Genomic DNA, 18,931 nt, shown 5'->3' with positions numbered 1-18,931 from the left:
TCGCGCATGACTACACTTCTCCACACATACACGCGTCAGGCCCACAGTGTCGTGCGTCTTCCACGCGGCAAGCCCCTCCACCGCCTGCGGCCGTCGGGACGGCCGTCCGCACTGGATCTGTGAGGACTCACGTGAGCTCGAAACCTGTCGTACTCATCGCTGAAGAGCTGTCGCCCGCCACGGTGGACGCCCTGGGCCCGGACTTCGAGATCCGGCACTGCAACGGCGCGGACCGCGCCGAGCTCCTCCCCGCCATCGTTGATGTCGACGCCATCCTGGTGCGCTCCGCCACCAAGGTCGACGCCGAGGCCATCGCCGCCGCGAAGAAGCTGAAGGTCGTCGCCCGTGCGGGTGTCGGTCTGGACAACGTCGACGTCTCCTCGGCCACCAAGGCCGGCGTGATGGTCGTGAACGCACCGACCTCCAACATCGTCACCGCCGCCGAGCTCGCCTGCGGTCTGCTCGTCGCCACCGCGCGCAACATCCCGCAGGCCAACACCGCCCTGAAGAACGGCGAGTGGAAGCGCTCCAAGTACACCGGCGTCGAGCTGAGCGAGAAGACCCTCGGTGTCGTCGGCCTCGGCCGCATCGGCGTCCTGGTCGCCCAGCGCATGTCGGCCTTCGGCATGAAGATCGTCGCGTACGACCCCTACGTCCAGCCCGCGCGCGCCGCGCAGATGGGCGTCAAGCTCCTCTCGCTGGACGAGCTGCTCGAGGTCTCCGACTTCATCACCGTGCACCTCCCCAAGACCCCGGAGACGCTCGGCCTGATCGGTGACGAGGCGCTGCACAAGGTGAAGCCCTCGGTGCGCATCGTCAACGCCGCGCGCGGCGGGATCGTCGACGAGGAGGCGCTCGCCTCCGCCCTCAAGGAGGGCCGGGTCGCCGGCGCCGGTCTCGACGTGTACACCAAGGAGCCCTGCACGGACTCCCCGCTCTTCCAGTTCGACCAGGTCGTCTGCACCCCGCACCTCGGCGCGTCCACGGACGAGGCCCAGGAGAAGGCGGGCATCGCGGTCGCCAAGTCCGTGCGGCTCGCGCTCGCCGGTGAGCTCGTGCCGGACGCGGTCAACGTCCAGGGCGGCGTCATCGCCGAGGACGTGCGTCCCGGGCTGCCGCTCGCCGAGAAGCTCGGCCGGATCTTCACCGCGCTCGCGGGCGAGGTCGCGGCCCGCCTCGACGTCGAGGTCTACGGCGAGATCACCCAGCACGACGTGAAGGTGCTCGAACTCTCCGCGCTCAAGGGCGTCTTCGAGGACGTCGTCGACGAGACCGTCAGTTACGTCAACGCCCCGCTGTTCGCGCAGGAGCGCGGCGTCGAGGTCCGCCTCACCACCAGCTCCGAGTCGCCCGACCACCGCAACGTGGTCACCGTGCGCGGCACGCTGGCGGGCGGCGAGGAGGTCGCGGTCTCCGGCACGCTGGCCGGCCCCAAGCACCTCCAGAAGATCGTCGCGATCGGTGAGCACGACGTGGACCTGGCGCTGGCCGACCACATGGTCGTGCTGCGGTACGAGGACCGCCCCGGTGTCGTCGGTGCGGTCGGCAAGATCCTCGGCGAGGCCGGACTGAACATCGCGGGCATGCAGGTCTCGCGGGCCGACGTGGGCGGCGAGGCGCTGGTCGTCCTCACCGTCGACGACGACGTCCCGCCGTCGGTGCTGGCCGAGATCTCCTCCGAGATCGGCGCGGCCTCGGCCCGCTCGGTGAACCTCACCGACTGAGCCCCGGCCGCCGATCCCTTCGGCACCTTCCGTACCCGGTATGTAGACACGCGTCTTACACAAACGTCTGCATGCCGGGTACGCTGCTGTCATGGGACATCGTGAGGATCTGCTCGAAGGCGCCAAGCGCTGCCTGCTGGAAAAGGGGTACGCCCGGACGACGGCGCGCGACATCGTGGCGGCGTCGGGGACGAACCTCGCCTCCATCGGCTACCACTACGGCTCCAAGGAGGCCCTGCTCAACCTCGCCTTCCTCAAGGTGACGGAGGAGTGGGGCGATGTGCTGACCAAGGAGGGCGGGGAGGCCGAGGCCGCGGAGGCCGTGCCGGCCGCACCGCTCGACCAGTTCCGGGAGACCTGGGAACGGGTGATCGGCAGCTATGAGCAGACCCGGGCCGTCTGGCAGCTCCAGATGGAGGTCATCTCGCGGATCGACTCCGACCCCGAGCTGAAGAAGTCCCTGGCCGGCCCGCAGCGCGAGGGCCGGGACGGGCTCGCCGAGAACATGCTCGGCATCGACCCCGAGGCCGACCCCGAGCGGGCGCGGGTGGCCGGTCTCTTCTGCCAGGCGCTGCTGGCCGGTGTCATGGTCCAGTGGCTGATGGACAGCGACACGGCACCCTCGGCGCAGGATCTGACGGACGGGCTGAAGGCGGTACTGGAGGGGCGGACGCCCACGAGCGAGGGCGCGCGATGACCGTCCGCGCGGGCGAGCCCTTCGACCTCGTACGGGCCGTCGCCGACATCGACGCCCTGCTCGCCTCACCACTGCCCGCCACCGGGCCGACGGTGGCCGAGGGCGACCCGGCCACGGGGGAGTGGGTGGCGAGCGAGGGCGAGGGCTTCCGGATCGTGCCGCTCTGGGAGAGCGACCCCGAGGGCCTGCGCGGCGCCGAGTGGGACGAGGCGGAGGAGGCCGCCGAGGCCCGACTCGCCTCCCTCGTCGCGGAGTTGGAGTCCCGCTGGGGGCCTCACCGGCAGGTGGCCGTGCATGTCGCGCTCCTTCTGGAGCAGGACGGCGACGCGGTGCCGCCGCTCTTCGAGGCGCTCCTGCGCCAGGACTGCTACGGCGACCTCGCCGCCTGGGGTCCGCTGCCCGGACAGGACCGCTGGGTCGGGGTGAGCGTCGGGCGCAGCGACGGGGACGCGCCCCTGGTCATGGCGGCGGTCGTCAGCGACCGCCCGGTCGTCGCCCCCGACCCGCCCTCCTGGCTCTAGGGCGTGTCGTCGAACCGGCGTCTGCCGGGCCGGCCGATTCACAGCCGGGACGCCTTCAGTGCCATGTGGAGCAGGAGCCGGTCCTCGCCGTCGTTCAGGTCCAGGCCGGTGAGCTGCTGGACCCGGGACAGGCGGTAGTACAGCGTCTGGCGGTGGATGCCCAGCTCGGCCGCCGTCCGGGACGCCTGGCCCGCGCAGTCGAGGAACACCTCGGCGGTGCGGGCGAGATCCCGGTGCGGCGGGGTGAGCAGCGGGCGGACCGCGTGGTCCGGCGGGATGTCCGGGGTGAGCGCGGTCAGCAGCCGGTACGGGCCGATGGCCGACCACTCGGCGACCGGCCCGAACCGGGTCTCCGCCCCGGCCGCCCGGGCCGCCGCCGAGGCCTCGTGCCAGGCGTCGGCCAGCTCCGCGAGGCCGCGGCGCGGCACCGCGATCCCGGCGGTGGCGCCCGTCCCCGCGGTGGTGCGCAGCCGGGCGGCGGCGGTCAGCGCCGGATCCAGGACGTCGTGCGAGCGCAGCCGGACCAGGGCGGCCAGGGCCGGCGGCCCCGCCCGGCCCGGGGAGGGGGCGCCGGACAGCGCCGACGCCGACGGGACCGTGCGCGCCGACGGGGGGTCGTCCGGCCACGGGGTCACGCACACCACCGTGTGCAGCCCCTCCGCGTCCGGGCCGAGCGCCTCGGCGAGCGCGGCCACCGCCATGTCGCGCTGCCAGCCGCGCCCGGCGGTGAGGACCGCCCCGAACTCCCGGGACAGGTCCGTGCCCGCCCGCGCCTCGTCGGAGAGCAGCGCGCCGATCCGGGCCGCCACGTCCATCGCCGCGTCGAGCTGCTGGTCGGTCGGCCCGGGGTCGGCGTCCAGCAGCCACACGTAACCGAGCACGACACCCCGATGGCGTACCGGCAGGCAGATGCGGTCCCGGTAGACACCGGCCTCCGGGGCGGCCGGGATGCGGACCGGGCCCGTGGCGCGGGTGATGCCGAAGTTCTCGAACCAGGCGCGGACCGCCGGGGTCGAGCGGCGGGTCAGGATCGAGCGGGTGCGGACCGGGTCCATCGCCGTGTCGTCGTCGCTGTCGTGCGCCCCGAAGGCGACCAGGCCGAAGTCCCGGTTCTCCAGCGTCGCCGGGACGCCGAGCAGCGCGGAGATCTCGTCGACCGGCTCCTGGTAATCGCCCTTCACCCGGCCATTCTCGCACCCCTTCAGACATATGTCTGAGATCCAGGGCACGGATGCGTGACAGCTGTCGATGGCACAGGATCGGAGTGATCCCTAGATTTCACGGTGGTTCTCCGTGCTGTACCGCTTATGTTCGTCATAGAGCCGCGGTACGGCTTTCGTCCGTACTTTCCGTGGAGGTGCCCCGTGCTGGGTCCCGTGATTCTCGCCGCGTCCCGCAGCGACAAGATGCGCCGGTTCATCTCGGCCGCGCCCGGCACCAAGCAGGTCGTCGACCGCTTCATCGCCGGTGAGACGGTCGACCAGGTCGTCCCCGTCATCGAGGACGCCGCCGGCAAGGGCCTGGAGGTCACCCTCGACGTCGTCGGCGAGGACATCACCACGCCCGAGCAGGCCGCCGCCGCGCGCGACGCCTATCTGGAGCTCATCGGCCGGCTGAAGGAACTCGGACTGGGTACCAGGGCCGAGATGTCCGTCAAGCTCTCGATGTTCGGCCAGGCGCTGGAGAACGGCCACGAGCTGGCCCTCGCCAACGTCCGCCCGGTCGTCGAGGCCGCCGCCGGGATCGGCACCACGGTCACCCTGGACGCCGAGGACCACACCACCCTCGACTCGATGTTCGCCATCCACGAGGAGCTGCGGAAGGACTTCCCGCAGACCGGATGCGTCATCCAGGCCTATCTGTTCCGCACGGAGGAGGACGCCCGCCGCCTCGCCGACGCCGGCAGCCGCGTGCGCATCGTCAAGGGCGCCTACAAGGAGCCCGCCTCCGTCGCCCACCAGGACAAGGCCGAGATCGACAAGGCGTACGTCCGCATCCTCAAGACCCTGATGGAGGGCGAGGGCTACCCGATGATCGGGTCCCACGACCCGCGCCTGATCTCCATCGCCCAGGAGCTGGCCCGCAAGGCCGGCCGCAAGCTCGACGAGTACGAGTTCCAGATGCTGTACGGCATCCGCAGCGACGAGCACATCCGGCTCGCGGCCGAGGGCCACCGCATGCGTGTCTACACCGCGTACGGCACCGACTGGTACGGCTACTTCATGCGCCGCCTCGCGGAGAAGCCGGCCAACCTGCTGTTCTTCGGCCGCTCCGTCCTCACCAAGGGCTGAGCCCCCCGAACCCCTCTACTGAAGGAGCAACGGAACCCATGGACGCTGTCACCCAGGTCCCCGCGCCGGTCAACGAGCCGGTTCACTCCTACGCCCCGGGCTCCCCGGAGCGCGCCCGCCTGGAGGTGAAGCTCAAGGAGCTCGCCGAGAACCCGATCGACCTGCCGATGACCATCGGCGGCGAGAAGCGGATGGGTGGCGGCGAGCGCGTCGACGTCGTACAGCCGCACAACCACAAGGCCGTCATCGGCACGTTCGCCGGCGCCACCGAGCAGGACGCGCAGGACGCGATCGACGCCGCCCTCGCCGCCGCCCCGGCCTGGCGCGCGATGGCCTTCGACGACCGCGCGGCCATCATCCTGCGCGCCGCCGAGCTGCTCTCCGGCCCCTGGCGCGAGACGCTGGCCGCCTCCACGATGCTCGGCCAGGGCAAGACCGCCCAGCAGGCCGAGATCGACACCCCCTGCGAGCTCGTCGACTTCTGGCGCTTCAACGTGCACTACGCGCGCCAGATCCTGGCCGAGCAGCCCCCGGCCAACTCCACCGGTGTGTGGAACCGCATGGACCACCGCCCGCTGGAGGGCTTCGTCTACGCGATCACGCCGTTCAACTTCACAGCCATCGCGGGCAACCTGCCCACCGCCCCCGCGCTCATGGGCAACGTCGTCGTGTGGAAGCCGTCCCCGACGCAGACCCACGCCGCCGTGCTGCTGATGCAGCTCCTGGAGGAGGCCGGGCTGCCCAAGGGCGTCATCAACCTGGTCACGGGCGACGGCATCGCCGTCTCCGAGGTCGCGCTCAACCACCGCGACCTGGCCGGTATCCACTTCACCGGCTCGACGCCCACCTTCCAGCACCTGTGGAAGACGGTCGGCAACAACATCGCGAACTACCGCACCTACCCGCGGCTCGTCGGCGAGACCGGCGGCAAGGACTTCGTCGTCGCGCACCCCTCCGCCGACCACGCCGTCCTCAAGACCGCGCTGACCCGCGGCTCCTTCGAGTACCAGGGCCAGAAGTGTTCGGCGTCCTCGCGCGCCTACGTCCCGGCCTCGATCTGGAACGCCGGTTTCAAGGAGAAGTTCGCGGCCGAGGTCGACTCCATCACCATGGGCGACGTCACCGACCTGTCGAACTTCATGGGCGCCGTCATCGACGAGCGTTCGTTCGCCAAGAACAAGGCCGCGATCGACCGGGCCAAGGCCGACCCGAGCTGCACGATCATCGCCGGCGGCAGCTACGACGACTCGGTGGGCTACTTCGTCCGCCCGACCGTCATCGAGTGCTCCGACCCGGAGAACGAGGTCTTCACGACCGAGTACTTCGGCCCGATCCTCGCCGTCCACGTCTACGAGGACGAGAACTACGACGCCATGCTGGAGCAGATGGAGTCGGTCTCCGACTACGCCCTGACCGGTTCGGTCATCGCCAACGACCGCGCGGCAGCCGCGTACACGATGGAGAAGCTGCGGTACGCCGCGGGCAACTTCTACATCAACGACAAGTCGACCGGTGCCGTCGTCGGCCAGCAGCCCTTCGGCGGCGGCCGTGCCTCGGGTACGAACGACAAGGCGGGCGCCCCGCAGAACCTCCAGCGCTGGACCCTGACCCGGGCCATCAAGGAGACGCTGGTCCCGCCGACCGACTACACCTACCCGCACCAGGGCTGAGGGTGGCCCCCGCGGGGCGCCGCCCTCCCGGCGCCCCGCCACGATTCCCGCCTCCCGACCGGTTCCCCTGCCGGCCGGGAGGCGGTTTCCATGTGCGCGCCGGTTTCCGTGTGCGCGCCGGCTCAGCCCCAGCCGTGCACGATCAGCGCGAGCCCGGCCGCGAAGCCGCCGGCCAGCAGCGCCAGATACCGGTCGTAGTGACGGCGGTGGCGGCGCATCAGCAGGCCGAAGCCCGCGAAGGCGAGGCCCACCGTCAGGGTGCGCGAGCCGCGGGCCGCCGCCGAGGCGGTGAGCCAGTCGGACGCCGGGACTCCGGCGCGGCCCGCCTCGGCGCCGTACACCTTGAACGGGACGCCGTTCCAGGGCTGGTGGCGTACGGCCGAGGCGCCCTCCAGCGCGAGTTCCTGCCGGACCTCCGCCCGCATCCGGTCCGTCGTCAGCGGCGCCGGCGGATGGACGCCCGCCGAGGCCAGGTGCAGGGCGAGCAGGCCGCCCGCCAGGCTGCCCGCGAGGGCGCCCAGCGACATTTTCAGGGCCGCGCGCGGCACCGCCACGCATACGACGCCCAGCAGCAGTTCCGGCATCAGCGGCCAGCTCAGCGCCTCCGCGAACGCCCAGCAGAACGCCAGCGGCAGCCCCCAGCGCGAGGTGACCACGGCCGCCACCCGCCGGCGGGCGGCGGAGTCCCGCAGCGGCTCGGCGGCCGTACGGGTGTGCAGCGCCAGCACCGCGTCGCGCGCCTCCTCCGGGGTGACCGACGACGGCAGCGGCGCACCGATCGTGACCCGCACCAGCGAGGAGCGCAGCCGTCCGTGCTTGGGCAGCAGCCGGTCCGTGCCCGCGATCCCGACCGGCACGACGGGGACCCCCGCCTCCTCGGCCAGGACCAGTGCGCCCCGGTGGAAGGAGCCCAGCGCGCCGTCCTTCGCCCGGGTGCCCTCCGGGAACAGCACGACCGCCCGGCCCTCCCGCAGCTCACCGGCCATCGAGAGCAGATCGGCCATCCCGCCGCCGCCCCGGCGCACCGGGAAGCCGGCCGCCAGCCTGCGGCAGATCCGCCGCCGCCACGGAGAGGCGAACCAGTAGTCCGCCGCCGCCCCGATCGCCGGGCTGTGCCGGGCGTCGAGCGCGGCGAGCAGGGCCGCCGTGTCCGCGTGCGAGGAGTGGTTGGCGACGACCACACAGCCGCCGCGCGGCAGCCGGCCGCGCCGCTCGACGCCGCCGGTGAGGCTGAGCACGCCCCACCACAGCCCGCGCCGGAGTGCGGCGGCGACCCGGGAGCGGACCGGGAGGACCCGGTGGCCGGGGGTGCGTACGAGGGTTGTCATCACGTCATCACCATCGCCAGGAGGAGGGCCACCAGCAGGGAGTCGATCCGGTCGAGCAGACCGCCGAAGCCGGGCAGCCAGCTGCCCGCGTCCTTCACCCCGGACTCGCGCTTGACCATCGACTCGATCAGGTCGCCGAGGACGCAGCCGCCGACGACGGCGCCCCACAGCGGGAGGCCGAACTCGCCGAGCACCAGCAGGAGCAGGCCCGTTGCGACGGCCGCGCCCAGGACGCCCGCCCAGGTCTTGTTCGGCGAGAGCGGCGAAAGCGGCCGGGCGAGCGGGCCGCGCCGGCCCAGCGCCGTGCCCCCGCACCAGGCGCCGACGTCGCCGAGCGCCACCGCCAGGCCCACCGCTACCGCCGTCTCGCCGAGTGTCACCAGGCCCGTCAGCGCCACCGGGATCCACAGCAGCCCGAACGCGGTGCGCGCGGTCCGGGTGAAACCGGTGCGGTCGTCCCCGCCCAGCACCGGCGGCAGCGCCGCCGCGACCAGCAGCAGCGCCGCCGCGCGCAGGTCCAGTACGTGCGGCGCCAGCCAGGCGAGCGCAGGGAGGGCCACCGAGGCCGTCGCCAGCACCAGGTGGTCGCCGCGCCGCAGCCCCGCCATCCGGACGAACTCGCTCACCGCCACCACCCCGAGCCCGGCCGCCAGGGCGTACGTCCCGCCGCCGCCCAGGAAGTAGGCACCCAGGAAGACCGGCGCGACCAGCGCCCAGGTCCGCCACCGCCTGCGCAGTTCGGCCCGCATCCGGACCTTCGGGGGCAGGACCGCGACCGCGACCCCGCCCGCCCCCAGCACGCCCGCGACCAGCGGCAGGGCGCGGGCCGCCGCCTCCTCGGCGATCAGTACGGCGCTCATGCCGGCTCCCGCCACAGCCCGGCCAGCCGGAGCACCGCGGTGAGCAGCGAACCGGCGGCGATCACGATCAGTACCGGTACGGCCCAGCCGCTCGCGGCGGCGACCACGACGAGCAGGCACCGCTCGGTCTTGCCGACCGGACCGCCGTTGCGCCGGGGAGCCCCGGCGGCGGCCCCGGCCAGCGACACCCAGGACGGCAGGGTCGCCGCGAGCGCCGTGACCGCGACCAGCCACAGCGGGGCGAGCGCCAGGAAGCCGGCCAGCACGACCAGGTCCGCCACCCGGTCGCCCAGCTCGTTGAGGACCGCGCCGCGCCGGGTGGTGCGGCCCGTGTCGCGGGCCAGCGCGCCGTCCAGGTTGGCGAAGGCGAGCCGGGCCGCGAGCAGCACGGCGACCGGGAGGGCGGCGGGACCGGCGGGCAGCCAGGCGAGCGCGGCCGCCGCGCCGGTCGCGGCGACGACTCCGGCCGCGGTGAGGGTGTCGGGCGACACCTCGTGGCGGACCAGGGAGGCGCGGACGCCGGAGAGCCGGTCCGCGTACCAGGGCTTGAGAGCGTAGAGGCCGTTCATGAGTGCAACTGTCGTGCGTCGCACGTTCCTTCGACACGGGCTGCGTACTCATGTACGGCTGAGTATGTGCGGGCCCCGGCCGCCGGACCGGTCTCAGACGCGGATCAGCATCTTGCCCGTGTTCTCGCCGCGCAGCATTCCCAGGAAGCCGTCCACGGTCCGTTCGAATCCTTCGGTCACCGTGATGTCAGGGGTGATCGCGCCGCTGCGCAGATGCGGGACCAGCAGGGCCTCCAACTCGGCCTGGGCGTCCAGGTGGTTGCGGACCAGGACGCCTTCCAGCCGCAGGCTCTTGCCCACCACGTCGTACAGGTTGCGCGGGGCGGCCGGCGGGCGGTCCGCCGCGTGGTACTGGGCGATCGCGCCCACCCAGGCGATCCGGCCGAAGTCCCGCATCGCGGAGATCGCACCCGCCAGATGGTCGCCGCCCACGTTGTCCACGGCCGCGTCGATGCCGTCCGGCGCCGCCTTCGCCAGCAGCTCGCCCACCGGTCCGTCGTGGTAGTCGAACGCCGCGTCGAAGCCCAGATCCCCCGTCAGCCGGGCGGCCTTCGCGGCCGAGCCCGCGCTGCCGATGATCCGCCCGGCCCCGAGGACCCGCGCGATCCGGCCGGCCGCCGTGCCGACCCCGCCCGCGGCGGCCGAGACGAACAGGTCCTGGCCCGCCCGGAACTCCAGCGTGCGGGTGAGGGCGACATAGGCGGTCAGGCCCGTGCCGCCGAGGATCGAGAGGTGGGCGGTCAGCGGCACCCCCTCGTACGACGGGAGCCGGCGGGTGCCCGAGGTGCCGGCCGTGACCAGGGCGTGGGTGCGCCAGCCCTGCCGGTGGAAGACGAGGTCGCCCTCGGCGAGGCCTGGGTCGCGGGAGGCGGTGACCCGGCCGACCGCGCGGCCCTCCAGCGGGGTGTACAGATCCCAGCCGCTGTCCATCTCCTCGCGGTGGTACGGGTCGACGGAGAGATGGAGGTTCTCCACCAGCGCCTGACCCGGGCCGGGTTCGGGGACCGGGCTCTCGACCAGCGAGAAGAGGTCAGGGGTGGGGAAGCCGTCGGGGCGGCCGGTGAGGTGGAAGGCGCGGGCCGTGCGTGTCGTCGTCATGGCAGTGACCGTAGGAAGGAATCTCCGGGCCCGGCACCGGGTTGCGTCGATGGAAAGACCGTTTCCATGAGCGGCGTTCATGGATCGACCTTTCCCGTGCCGAGCTTTCACGTGTCGAGTTTTCATACAACGAGGGGATCCACGCACGATGACCGATCTCGCCCCGCACGAACTGCGCGTCCTCCTCGCGGTCGAGGAGGCGGGCAGCTTCTCCGGCGCGGCCGCAGCCCTCGGCATGACGCAGTCGGCCGTCTCGCACGCCGTCCGTACCGCCGAGGGCAGGATCGGGGCGGTGCTCTTCGACCGGGGCCGCACGGGTGCCAGGCCCACGCAGGCGGGCACGAGCGCGGTCGGGTACGCCCGGCGCGTCCTGCGGCTGCTGGAGCTGATGGGCGAGGAGGCGCGGGCCGCGGCCGCCGGGCCGGGGGAGTCCGGCGCGGTGACCGGGCCGCTGCGGATCGCCGCCTTCCGCAGCGCCGCACTGCATCTGCTGCCGCCCGCCCTGGAGCGGCTGCGGGCCCGCCACCCGGGGATCCGGCCGGTGGTGCGGGTGGTGCGCGAGGTGGGGCGCGGCACGGCCGGCGAGGTCCTGGACGGGCGCGCCGACCTCGGCATCGCGACGATCGGCACGAGTTCGCCCGTACCGAAGGAACTCGTCGGGGGAGTGCTGCGGGAGGAGGAGTACGCGCTGGTGCACCCGGCCGGTCATCCGGCGCCCCGGACGCTGCCGCTGCTCGACTGGGCGGAGAGCTGCACCTCGTACACCCGGGACTGGTGGGCGGCCCAGGACTGGATCCCGTCCGCGACGGTGGAGGCCGAGGACGACGGAGCGGTGCTCTCGATGGTCTCCCGCGGTCTCGGCATGGCGATCATGCCGGGCCTCTCCCTGGAAGGAGCACCGGACACGGTGGCGGTCACCGCTCTCGGTCCGGAGCGCCCGACGCGTTCGGTGGGCTATGTCACCACCCCTGAGCTGGCACGATCGCTCGCCGTCCGGGCGCTCATCAGGGAGCTGAGAGTGAGCGGCGGGTGAGCTCGCGTAAACCTCCGTCTCAGATAGTAGGAAGTCCGAGTAATTGTGGAGACAGACCGGCGCGGCTGCCCTAGCTTTGTAGAAGCCGAACGTCTCGCTCGATCAAGCGACTGGCGGTCGTGAGCGCGTGCCCCGAAGCAGGCAACCCCTGCGGCGCCTGCTCCCCGCCCCTTCCGGCGCCTCGAAATCCCAGATCTCGTCAGCATGTTCACGCGTGCTCGATCTCGAAATCCTCGCGATCTCAAGGAGTCGATCCATCATGGCCGAGACCACTGTCCGCCGCCGCGTCCGTCACGCCCACCGCCCGACCGAGCCGGAGCGGCAGGCTGCCGCCGCCGCCCTGCAGCGCGCACTCGACCGCAGGGACAACGGCGGCTCCACCGGTCACTGAACCGGGCCTTCGGGCGGCCGGCGGCGCTCAGCCGCGGCTGATCTCGAAGTGGTCGATGCGCTCGCCCGACTCGGCGAGCGCGGTGACCTTCATCCGGGCGTGCCGCCCGGCCTCCACCTCCACCGCGAGGAAGGAGAAGCCGGTGTAGCGCACCCGCGACCACTCCACGGTCTCGGTGGCCTTACCGCCGCCCTTGACCACGTGGTAGGTGTTCACGCTCTCCTGGTCCTTCACGTGCCCCTCGTAGCTGTCGGGCGCGGGGAAGTCGTACAGCGCCTTGCCCGCGCCGCCCGCCGTGACGTAGACGATGCCGTCCCGCGTCGGGTCGGTGCGCTCGCCGATGGGCACCCTGCGCTTGACGGTGTTCCTCAGGATCGCGTCGGTGCGCTCGTAGACGTGGTTGTGGCCGTTGATGACCAGGTCCACCTGGTGCTTCTCGAAGAGCGGCACCCAGGCGTCCCGCACCCCGCCGTCCGAGGCGTGCGCGTTGGTCGTGGAGAAGGCGCAGTGGTGGAAGAAGACCACCAGGAAGTCGATGTCGTGGCGCGCCCGCAGCTCACCGAGGCGCCGGTCCAGCCAACGGGTCTGCCTGCCGTCGCTGATGCCGAAGTTGGCGGGGATCTCGTACGAGACGTCGTTGGCGTCCAGCGCGATCACGCCGACGTTGCCGTGCACGAAGGAGTACGCGCCGGGCTGGTTGACCGGGTCCGGGCCGTTGGCCGGCAGGGTCCAGCGGGCGTTCTGGCCGCCGTAGCCGTCGGGCGAGTACCAGGCCTCCATGTCGTGGTTGCCGGTCGTCACCATCCACGGCACGGTCTTGGAGACCGTCTCCGTCTGTGCCAGGAACTGGTCCCAGGTGCGCGCGTCGTAGGCGTCGCTGCTCTGGCCGGAGCCCGACGGGTCGGCGTAGCAGATGTCGCCCGCGTGCAGGTGGAAGGCGGGGTTCTGGCCCAGGATCAGCTGGTCGTTGCCGAGCGCGTGGTAGCTGACGCCCTGGTCGCCGAAGGCGGTGAAGGTGAACGTCCCGGCGCGCGAGGGGGCGGCGGTGAACGCGCCGAGCGTGCCCAGGTTGCGGGTGTCGGCCGGGTCGAAGCCGTCGTGGCCGACGCCGTAGTAGTACGTGGTGCCGGGCTTGAGCCGCTCCAGGGCCGCGTGCACGTAGAACTGCTCGGCCGCCGCGATCTTGCCGTCGTTCAGCAGCGGCGTCGTGAGGTGGCGGACCTCGGCGTCGATCTTCCGGCTCAGCGCCCAGGGCTTGAGCCCGATCCGGATGTACGGGCGGCGCACCGCGAACGGCACCTGCCAGGAGACCGCCATCTGCGTCTTCGGGTCGGCGCCGTAGGCCAGGTGCCGGCCGAACGGGGCGACCAGCGAGCCGTCGACCCGGGTGGTGCTGTGCGAGCCGAGCACCGTCGGCGCCGCGTACGCGGGGGAGGAGGCGAGCGAGGTCCCGATCCCTGCGCCGGCCACGGCCGCGGTCGCCACGCTCGTACGCAGCACCCCACGACGGGTCAGCCGGGTGCGCAGGTAGTCGTGCTGCTCGGCCATGCTCATGCGGTCGGCGAGCTTCTCGGGGATACCGAAACGGGGGATGTCCATGGGCGACAACCTCCACCCGTTGCCTGACGTGACCCTGTCGGGTAGGTGAACGGTACACGTACAACTCCCCATGTGTCCGTATGGTGGACGTGACGTGTCATGGGGTGGGACGCGCAGTAAGGTGCCGGACATGTCTCGCAGCATCAATCTCGCAGTGATCCCCGGCGACGGTATCGGCCAGGAGGTCGTGGCCCAGGGCCTCAAGGTCCTCAACGCTGTTCTCCCGCAGGATGTGAAGCTGGAGACCAAGGAGTACGACCTCGGCGCCCGGCGCTGGCACCGCACCGGTGAAACCCTCCCGGACGCGGAGCTGGAGGCCCTCAAGGGCCACGACGCCATCCTGCTCGGCGCGATCGGCGACCCCTCCGTGCCCTCGGGCGTCCTGGAGCGCGGGCTGCTGCTCAAGCTGCGCTTCGCCTTCGACCACTTCATCAACCTGCGGCCGTCGAAGCTGTTCCCGAACACCGCGACCCCGCTGGCCGGGCGCCCCGACATCGACTTCGTCGTCGTCCGCGAGGGCACCGAGGGCCCGTACACGGGCAACGGCGGTTCGCTGCGCACCGGCACGGAGCACGAGGTGGCCACCGAGGTCAGCCTCAACACCGCCTTCGGTGTCGAGCGGGTCGTCCGGGACGCCTTCGAGCGCGCCGCCGCCCGCCCGCGCAAGAAGCTGACCCTGGTGCACAAGAACAACGTGCTGGTGTACGCGGGCCATCTGTGGAAGAACACCTTCGACAAGGTCGCGGCCGAGTACCCCCAGGTCACCACCGACTATCTGCACGTCGACGCCGCGACGATCTTCTTCGTCACCCAGCCGGAGCGCTTCGACGTCATCGTCACCGACAACCTCTTCGGCGACATCCTCACCGACCTCGCCGCGGCCGTCTCCGGCGGCATCGGCCTGGCCGCGTCCGGCAACATCAACCCGACGGGTGCCTTCCCGTCGATGTTCGAGCCGGTCCACGGCTCTGCCCCCGACATCGCGGGCCAGGGCAAGGCCGACCCGACCGCCACGATCCTCTCCGTCGCCCTCCTGCTGCGCCACCTCGGCTACGAGGCCCAGGCCGTGCGCATCGAGGACGCCGTCTCCGCCGACCTCGCGGAGCGCGACGGAACCGCTCGCAGCACCGACGAGATCGGCGACGCGCTCGCGGTACGCGTAGCGGGCTGATCCGACGACTCCCTCAGAAGCCGCCGGGTCGCACACGCACCCGGCGGCTTCTCCTGTGCGGCCCCGGGTGTCACCATCGAACCCTGGACCGCATTCGCGTCATTTCGTGCACGGCCCCCGTCGGGCGATAATCGAACGGGACCGTGGTACGCGGTGAAGCTCGGACGTCCTGGCACCTGTCCCGACAGGGAAAGACGTGGACGCGGTCCTCCACACACAAAACCGGTGAAGGACACGTACTCATGACGACGCCCACGATCGAGCTCAAGCCCTCCTCGAACCCGCTGTCCGACGCGGAGCGCGAGGCCATCCTGGCCAAGCCGGGCTTCGGCCGCTACTTCACCGACCACATGGTGACGATCAAGTGGACCGAGGGCCGCGGCTGGCACGACGCCCAGCTCGTCCCGTACGCGCCCCTGTCGATCGACCCCGCCAATATGACGCTGCACTACGGCCAGGAGATCTTCGAGGGTCTCAAGGCCTACCGCCAGCCCGACGGCACGGTCGCCACCTTCCGCCCCGAGGCCAACGCCGAGCGCTTCCGCCGCTCCGCCAACCGGCTCGCCATGCCGGAGCTGCCCGTCGAGACGTTCGTCGCGGCCTGTGACGCGCTCGTCCAGCAGGACGAGGCGTGGGTGCCGGCGCACGGCGGCGAGGAGTCGCTCTACCTGCGCCCCTTCATGATCGCGACCGAGGTCGGTCTCGGGGTGCGGCCGGCCAACGAGTACCTCTTCCTCGTCATCGCCTCGCCCGCCGGCGCCTACTTCCCCGGCGGGGTGAAGCCGGTCTCCATCTGGCTCTCCGAGGACCGCGTGCGCGCCGTCCCCGGCGGCATGGGCGACGCCAAGACCGGCGGCAACTACGCCGCGTCCCTCCTCGCCCAGGCCGAGGCCGCCGCGAAGGGCTGCGACCAGGTCGCCTACCTCGACGCCGTGGAGCACCGCTGGGTCGAGGAACTGGGCGGGATGAACCTCTACTTCGTCTACGGCGACAAGATCGTCACCCCCACCCTCACCGGCTCTCTGCTCGCGGGCATCACCCGTGACTCGCTGCTCAAGCTCGCCGAGGACCTCGGCTACGAGGCCGAGGAGAGCCGCGTCTCCATCGACCAGTGGCGCGACGACTCGGCGGCCGGCACCCTCACCGAGGTCTTCGCCTGCGGCACCGCCGCCGTCATCACCCCGGTCGGCACGGTGAAGAGCGCGGGCGGCGAGTGGGTCCAGGGCGACGGCACCCCCGGCCCGGTCACCCTGAGGCTCCGCGAGCGCCTGCTCGACATCCAGCGCGGCACCGCCGAGGACCCGCACGGCTGGATGCACCCGCTCGGCTAGGGCGTGTCGTCGAACTGGTGTCGTCGCCCGGCAGACGCCAGTTTGACGGCACGCCCTAGGGCGGACGGCACGCCCCAGGCCCCGCACCGCGTCACCAGGCCGCGCCCGGCTCCGGGCGCGGCCTTTCGTGCACCGCAGGCTTGGAGCGCTGCTCGAACCGATGCTGTCAAGGTTCCGTTTCTCCATGGTCTCTGGTTAGAGTGTTGCTCTAAATGTAGAGGACCAGGAGGTGTGACGGCGTGCGACTGACTCCGACCGAACGCGACCGGCTGCTGCTCTTCGGCGCCGCCGAGCTCGCCCGCGCCCGCCGGGCCCGGGGCCTTCGGCTGAACGTCCCCGAGGCGACCGCCCTGATCGCGGACACTGTCTGCGAGGCCGCCCGCGACGGGCGCCGGCTCGCCGAGGCGATCGAGGCCGCCCGCAGTGTGCTCGGCCCGGACGACGTGCTGCCCGGGGTCGCGGACGTGGTCACCGAGGTCCATGTGGAGGCCGTCTTCGACGACGGGTCGCGGCTCGCCGTGGTCTCCCGGCCGCTGGGCGCCGGACTCGGTGACGCGGGGCCCGGAGCGGTCGTCCCCGGCCCGGCCACCCCGGAGCCGGAGCCGGGCGTACGCCTGGACGTCCGCAACACCGCCACCGTGCCGGTCTCCGTGACCTCGCACTTCCACTTCTTCGAGGCGAACCCCCGGCTCGACTTCGACCGCTCGGCCGCCTACGGGATGCGGCTCTGCGTGCCGGCCGGCTCCTCCGTCCGCTTCGGCCCCGGCGAGTCGGTCGAGGTGGGCCTCGTGCCCATCGGCGGCGACCGGGTCGCGATCGGGTTCGCCGGGCTGGTCGACGGACCGCTGGACGCACCCGGCGCTCGCGAGGAGGCCCTGCGGCGCGCGGCGGCCTGCGGCTACCTGGGAGCGGGCCGATGAGCATCGATCCGTACGAGTACGCCTCCGTGCACGGACCGCGCGCCGGTGACCGGGTCAGGCTCGGGGACTCCGGGCTGACCGTCCGCGTCGAGTCCGACGCCCAGAAGCCGGGCGAGGAGTTCCTCGCCGGATTCGGCAAGACCGCCCGCGACGGGCTGCATCTGAAGGCCGCGGCGGTCCGGGAGACCTGTGACGTGGTGATCAGCAACGTGCTGGTCATCGACGCCGTGCAGGGCATCCGCAAGGTGTCCGTCGGCATCCGCGAGGGCCGGATCCACGCGATCGGCCGGGCCGGGAACCCGGACACCCTGGACGGGGTGGACGTCGTCGTCGGCACCGGCACCTCGATCGTCTCCGGCGAGGGGCTCATCGCGACCGCGGGCGCCGTCGACACCCATGTCCACCTGCTCTCGCCCCGGATCATGGAGGCCTCGCTCGCCTCCGGGGTGACCACGGTCATCGGCCAGGAGTTCGGCCCGGTCTGGGGCGTCGGCGTCAACTCGCCGTGGGCGCTGCGCCACGCCTTCAACGCCTTCGACGCCTGGCCGGTCAACATCGGCTTCCTGGGCCGGGGTTCCTCCTCCCACCGAGCGCCGCTCGTCGAGGCGCTCGCCGAGGGCGGGGCCTGCGGTTTCAAGGTCCACGAGGACATGGGGGCGCACACCCGGGCCCTGGACACCGCCCTGCGCGTCGCCGAGGAGTACGACGTCCAGGTGGCCCTGCACAGCGACGGGCTCAACGAATGCCTGTCGGTCGAGGACACCCTGAGCGTCCTGGAGGGCCGCACCATCCACGCCTTCCACATCGAGGGCTGCGGCGGCGGACACGTCCCCAACGTCCTGAAGATGGCGGGTGTGCCGAATGTCATCGGCTCCTCCACCAACCCGACCCTGCCCTTCGGCCGGGACGCGGTCGCCGAGCACTACGGGATGATCGTCTCCGTCCACGACCTGAAGACCGATCTGCCCGGCGACGCCGCCATGGCCCGCGACCGGATCAGGGCCGGCACGATGGGCGCCGAGGACGTGCTGCACGACCTCGGCGCCATCGGGATCACCTCCTCCGACGCCCAGGGCATGGGGCGGGCCGGCGAGACGGTCCGGCGCACCTTCGCCATGGCCGGGAAGATGAAGGCCGAACTCGGCCCGCTGGAGGGCGACGGACCGGGCGACGACAACGCGCGCGTGCTGCGCTACATCGCCAAGCTCACCATCAACCCCGCCATCGCCCACGGACTGGCGCACGAGATCGGCTCCATCGAGACCGGGAAGATGGCCGACATCGTGCTCTGGCGCCCCGAGTTCTTCGGCGCGAAGCCGCAGCTGGTGCTCAAGTCCGGCTTCCCCGCCTACGGGGTCACCGGCGACCCCAACGCCGCCACCGACACCTGCGAACCCCTCGTCCTCGGGCCGCAGTTCGGCGCGTACGGGGCCACCCCCGCCGACATCTCGGTCGCCTTCGTCTCGCAGGCCGCCGCCCAGCTCGGCGCGGACGGCATGCCCACCCGCCGCCGGCGCGTCGGCGTGCGCGGGACCCGGGGCATCGGCCCCGCCGACCTGCGCCTCAACTCCCGTACCGGCGCGGTCGACGTGGACGCCCGCAGCGGGCTCGTCACCCTGGACGGCGACCCGCTCAGCTCGGAGCCGGCCGACTCGGTCTCCCTCAACCGGCTCTACTTCCTGTAGGAGCCCGCCATGACCTTCCGTAAGGACGCGCAGTGACCTTCCG

The 18,931-nt window shown here is 72.2% G+C and carries 17 protein-coding genes; 11 read left to right on the top strand and 6 right to left on the bottom strand.

The features are described 5' to 3' along the window. The first annotated feature begins 131 nt into the window (after nucleotides 1-131). From serA to RLT58_RS10260, 3 genes are all read left to right on the top strand, one after another. The gene (gene serA / locus RLT58_RS10270) at nucleotides 132-1,724 is read left to right on the top strand and encodes a phosphoglycerate dehydrogenase (RefSeq protein WP_311310091.1); all 1,593 of its coding nucleotides are present in this window, start codon (nucleotides 132-134) and stop codon (nucleotides 1,722-1,724) included. Nucleotides 1,725-1,815: 91 nt separating this feature from the next. Next, complete coding sequence (locus RLT58_RS10265; protein ID WP_311310090.1) at nucleotides 1,816-2,421, top strand: TetR/AcrR family transcriptional regulator; 606 nt, start codon at nucleotides 1,816-1,818, stop codon at nucleotides 2,419-2,421. Next, on the top strand, nucleotides 2,418-2,942 hold the full coding sequence (locus RLT58_RS10260; protein ID WP_311310089.1) for a hypothetical protein: 525 nt from the start codon (nucleotides 2,418-2,420) through the stop codon (nucleotides 2,940-2,942). The genes RLT58_RS10265 and RLT58_RS10260 overlap by 4 nt, the downstream gene beginning before the upstream one ends. A gap of 38 nt (nucleotides 2,943-2,980) precedes the next feature. Here the strand turns inward: RLT58_RS10260 and RLT58_RS10255 are convergent, their stop codons facing one another. Beyond that, entirely contained in the window at nucleotides 2,981-4,123 is a 1,143-nt protein-coding gene (locus tag RLT58_RS10255; protein ID WP_311310088.1) for a PucR family transcriptional regulator, read from the bottom strand. A 183-nt stretch (nucleotides 4,124-4,306) separates the two neighbouring features. On the opposite strand from RLT58_RS10255, the gene RLT58_RS10250 reads away from it, so the two are divergent. Further along, nucleotides 4,307-5,233 (top strand): proline dehydrogenase family protein, encoded by a 927-nt coding sequence (locus RLT58_RS10250; protein WP_311310087.1) that lies wholly within the window; start codon nucleotides 4,307-4,309, stop codon nucleotides 5,231-5,233. A gap of 38 nt (nucleotides 5,234-5,271) precedes the next feature. After that, entirely contained in the window at nucleotides 5,272-6,903 is a 1,632-nt protein-coding gene (gene pruA, locus RLT58_RS10245; RefSeq protein ID WP_311310086.1) for an L-glutamate gamma-semialdehyde dehydrogenase, read from the top strand. Between the two features lie 122 nt (nucleotides 6,904-7,025). On the opposite strand, the gene RLT58_RS10240 is transcribed toward pruA, so the two are convergent. From RLT58_RS10240 to RLT58_RS10225, 4 genes are all read right to left on the bottom strand, one after another. Then, nucleotides 7,026-8,231 carry a lysophospholipid acyltransferase family protein gene (locus RLT58_RS10240; protein WP_311310085.1) on the bottom strand — a complete coding sequence of 402 codons (1,206 nt, stop codon included), beginning with the start codon at nucleotides 8,229-8,231 and terminating at the stop codon, nucleotides 7,026-7,028. Further along, nucleotides 8,231-9,091, bottom strand: a complete 861-nt coding sequence (locus tag RLT58_RS10235; protein ID WP_311310084.1) for a phosphatidate cytidylyltransferase — start codon at nucleotides 9,089-9,091, stop codon at nucleotides 8,231-8,233. The genes RLT58_RS10240 and RLT58_RS10235 overlap by 1 nt, the downstream gene beginning before the upstream one ends. Then, nucleotides 9,088-9,660, bottom strand: a complete 573-nt coding sequence (locus RLT58_RS10230) for a CDP-alcohol phosphatidyltransferase family protein (protein ID WP_311310083.1) — start codon at nucleotides 9,658-9,660, stop codon at nucleotides 9,088-9,090. The genes RLT58_RS10235 and RLT58_RS10230 overlap by 4 nt, the downstream gene beginning before the upstream one ends. 93 nt (nucleotides 9,661-9,753) lie before the next feature. Further along, a complete protein-coding gene (locus tag RLT58_RS10225) occupies nucleotides 9,754-10,758 on the bottom strand; it encodes a zinc-binding dehydrogenase (protein ID WP_311310082.1) in 1,005 nt (334 codons plus the stop codon). Nucleotides 10,759-10,906: 148 nt separating this feature from the next. Between RLT58_RS10225 and RLT58_RS10220 the strand changes: the two genes are divergently transcribed. Both RLT58_RS10220 and RLT58_RS10215 read left to right on the top strand, forming a co-directional pair. After that, the gene (locus tag RLT58_RS10220) at nucleotides 10,907-11,791 is read left to right on the top strand and encodes a LysR family transcriptional regulator (RefSeq protein WP_311310081.1); all 885 of its coding nucleotides are present in this window, start codon (nucleotides 10,907-10,909) and stop codon (nucleotides 11,789-11,791) included. Between the two features lie 259 nt (nucleotides 11,792-12,050). Continuing rightward, nucleotides 12,051-12,182 carry a hypothetical protein gene (locus tag RLT58_RS10215; protein WP_311310080.1) on the top strand — a complete coding sequence of 44 codons (132 nt, stop codon included), beginning with the start codon at nucleotides 12,051-12,053 and terminating at the stop codon, nucleotides 12,180-12,182. A gap of 27 nt (nucleotides 12,183-12,209) precedes the next feature. On the opposite strand, the gene RLT58_RS10210 is transcribed toward RLT58_RS10215, so the two are convergent. After that, on the bottom strand, nucleotides 12,210-13,781 hold the full coding sequence (locus tag RLT58_RS10210) for a purple acid phosphatase family protein (RefSeq protein ID WP_311310079.1): 1,572 nt from the start codon (nucleotides 13,779-13,781) through the stop codon (nucleotides 12,210-12,212). 130 nt (nucleotides 13,782-13,911) lie between these two features. Here RLT58_RS10210 and RLT58_RS10205 point away from each other — a divergent pair, with 130 nt between their 5' ends. From RLT58_RS10205 to RLT58_RS10190, 4 genes are all read left to right on the top strand, one after another. Then, on the top strand, nucleotides 13,912-14,952 hold the full coding sequence (locus tag RLT58_RS10205) for a 3-isopropylmalate dehydrogenase (protein ID WP_311310078.1): 1,041 nt from the start codon (nucleotides 13,912-13,914) through the stop codon (nucleotides 14,950-14,952). Nucleotides 14,953-15,194: 242 nt separating this feature from the next. After that, complete coding sequence (locus tag RLT58_RS10200; protein WP_311310077.1) at nucleotides 15,195-16,283, top strand: branched-chain amino acid aminotransferase; 1,089 nt, start codon at nucleotides 15,195-15,197, stop codon at nucleotides 16,281-16,283. Nucleotides 16,284-16,522: 239 nt separating this feature from the next. Continuing rightward, on the top strand, nucleotides 16,523-17,203 hold the full coding sequence (gene ureA, locus RLT58_RS10195) for an urease subunit gamma (protein WP_311310076.1): 681 nt from the start codon (nucleotides 16,523-16,525) through the stop codon (nucleotides 17,201-17,203). Beyond that, complete coding sequence (locus tag RLT58_RS10190; protein ID WP_311310075.1) at nucleotides 17,200-18,888, top strand: urease subunit alpha; 1,689 nt, start codon at nucleotides 17,200-17,202, stop codon at nucleotides 18,886-18,888. Before ureA ends, RLT58_RS10190 begins: the two co-directional genes overlap by 4 nt. Nucleotides 18,889-18,931: the final 43 nt, after the last annotated feature.

The sequence above is a fragment of the Streptomyces sp. ITFR-16 genome (assembly GCF_031844705.1).
Lineage (GTDB): Bacteria > Actinomycetota > Actinomycetes > Streptomycetales > Streptomycetaceae > Streptomyces.
Note: the sequence above shows the minus strand (reverse complement) of the source record. Positions and strands in the feature narration are given on the sequence as shown.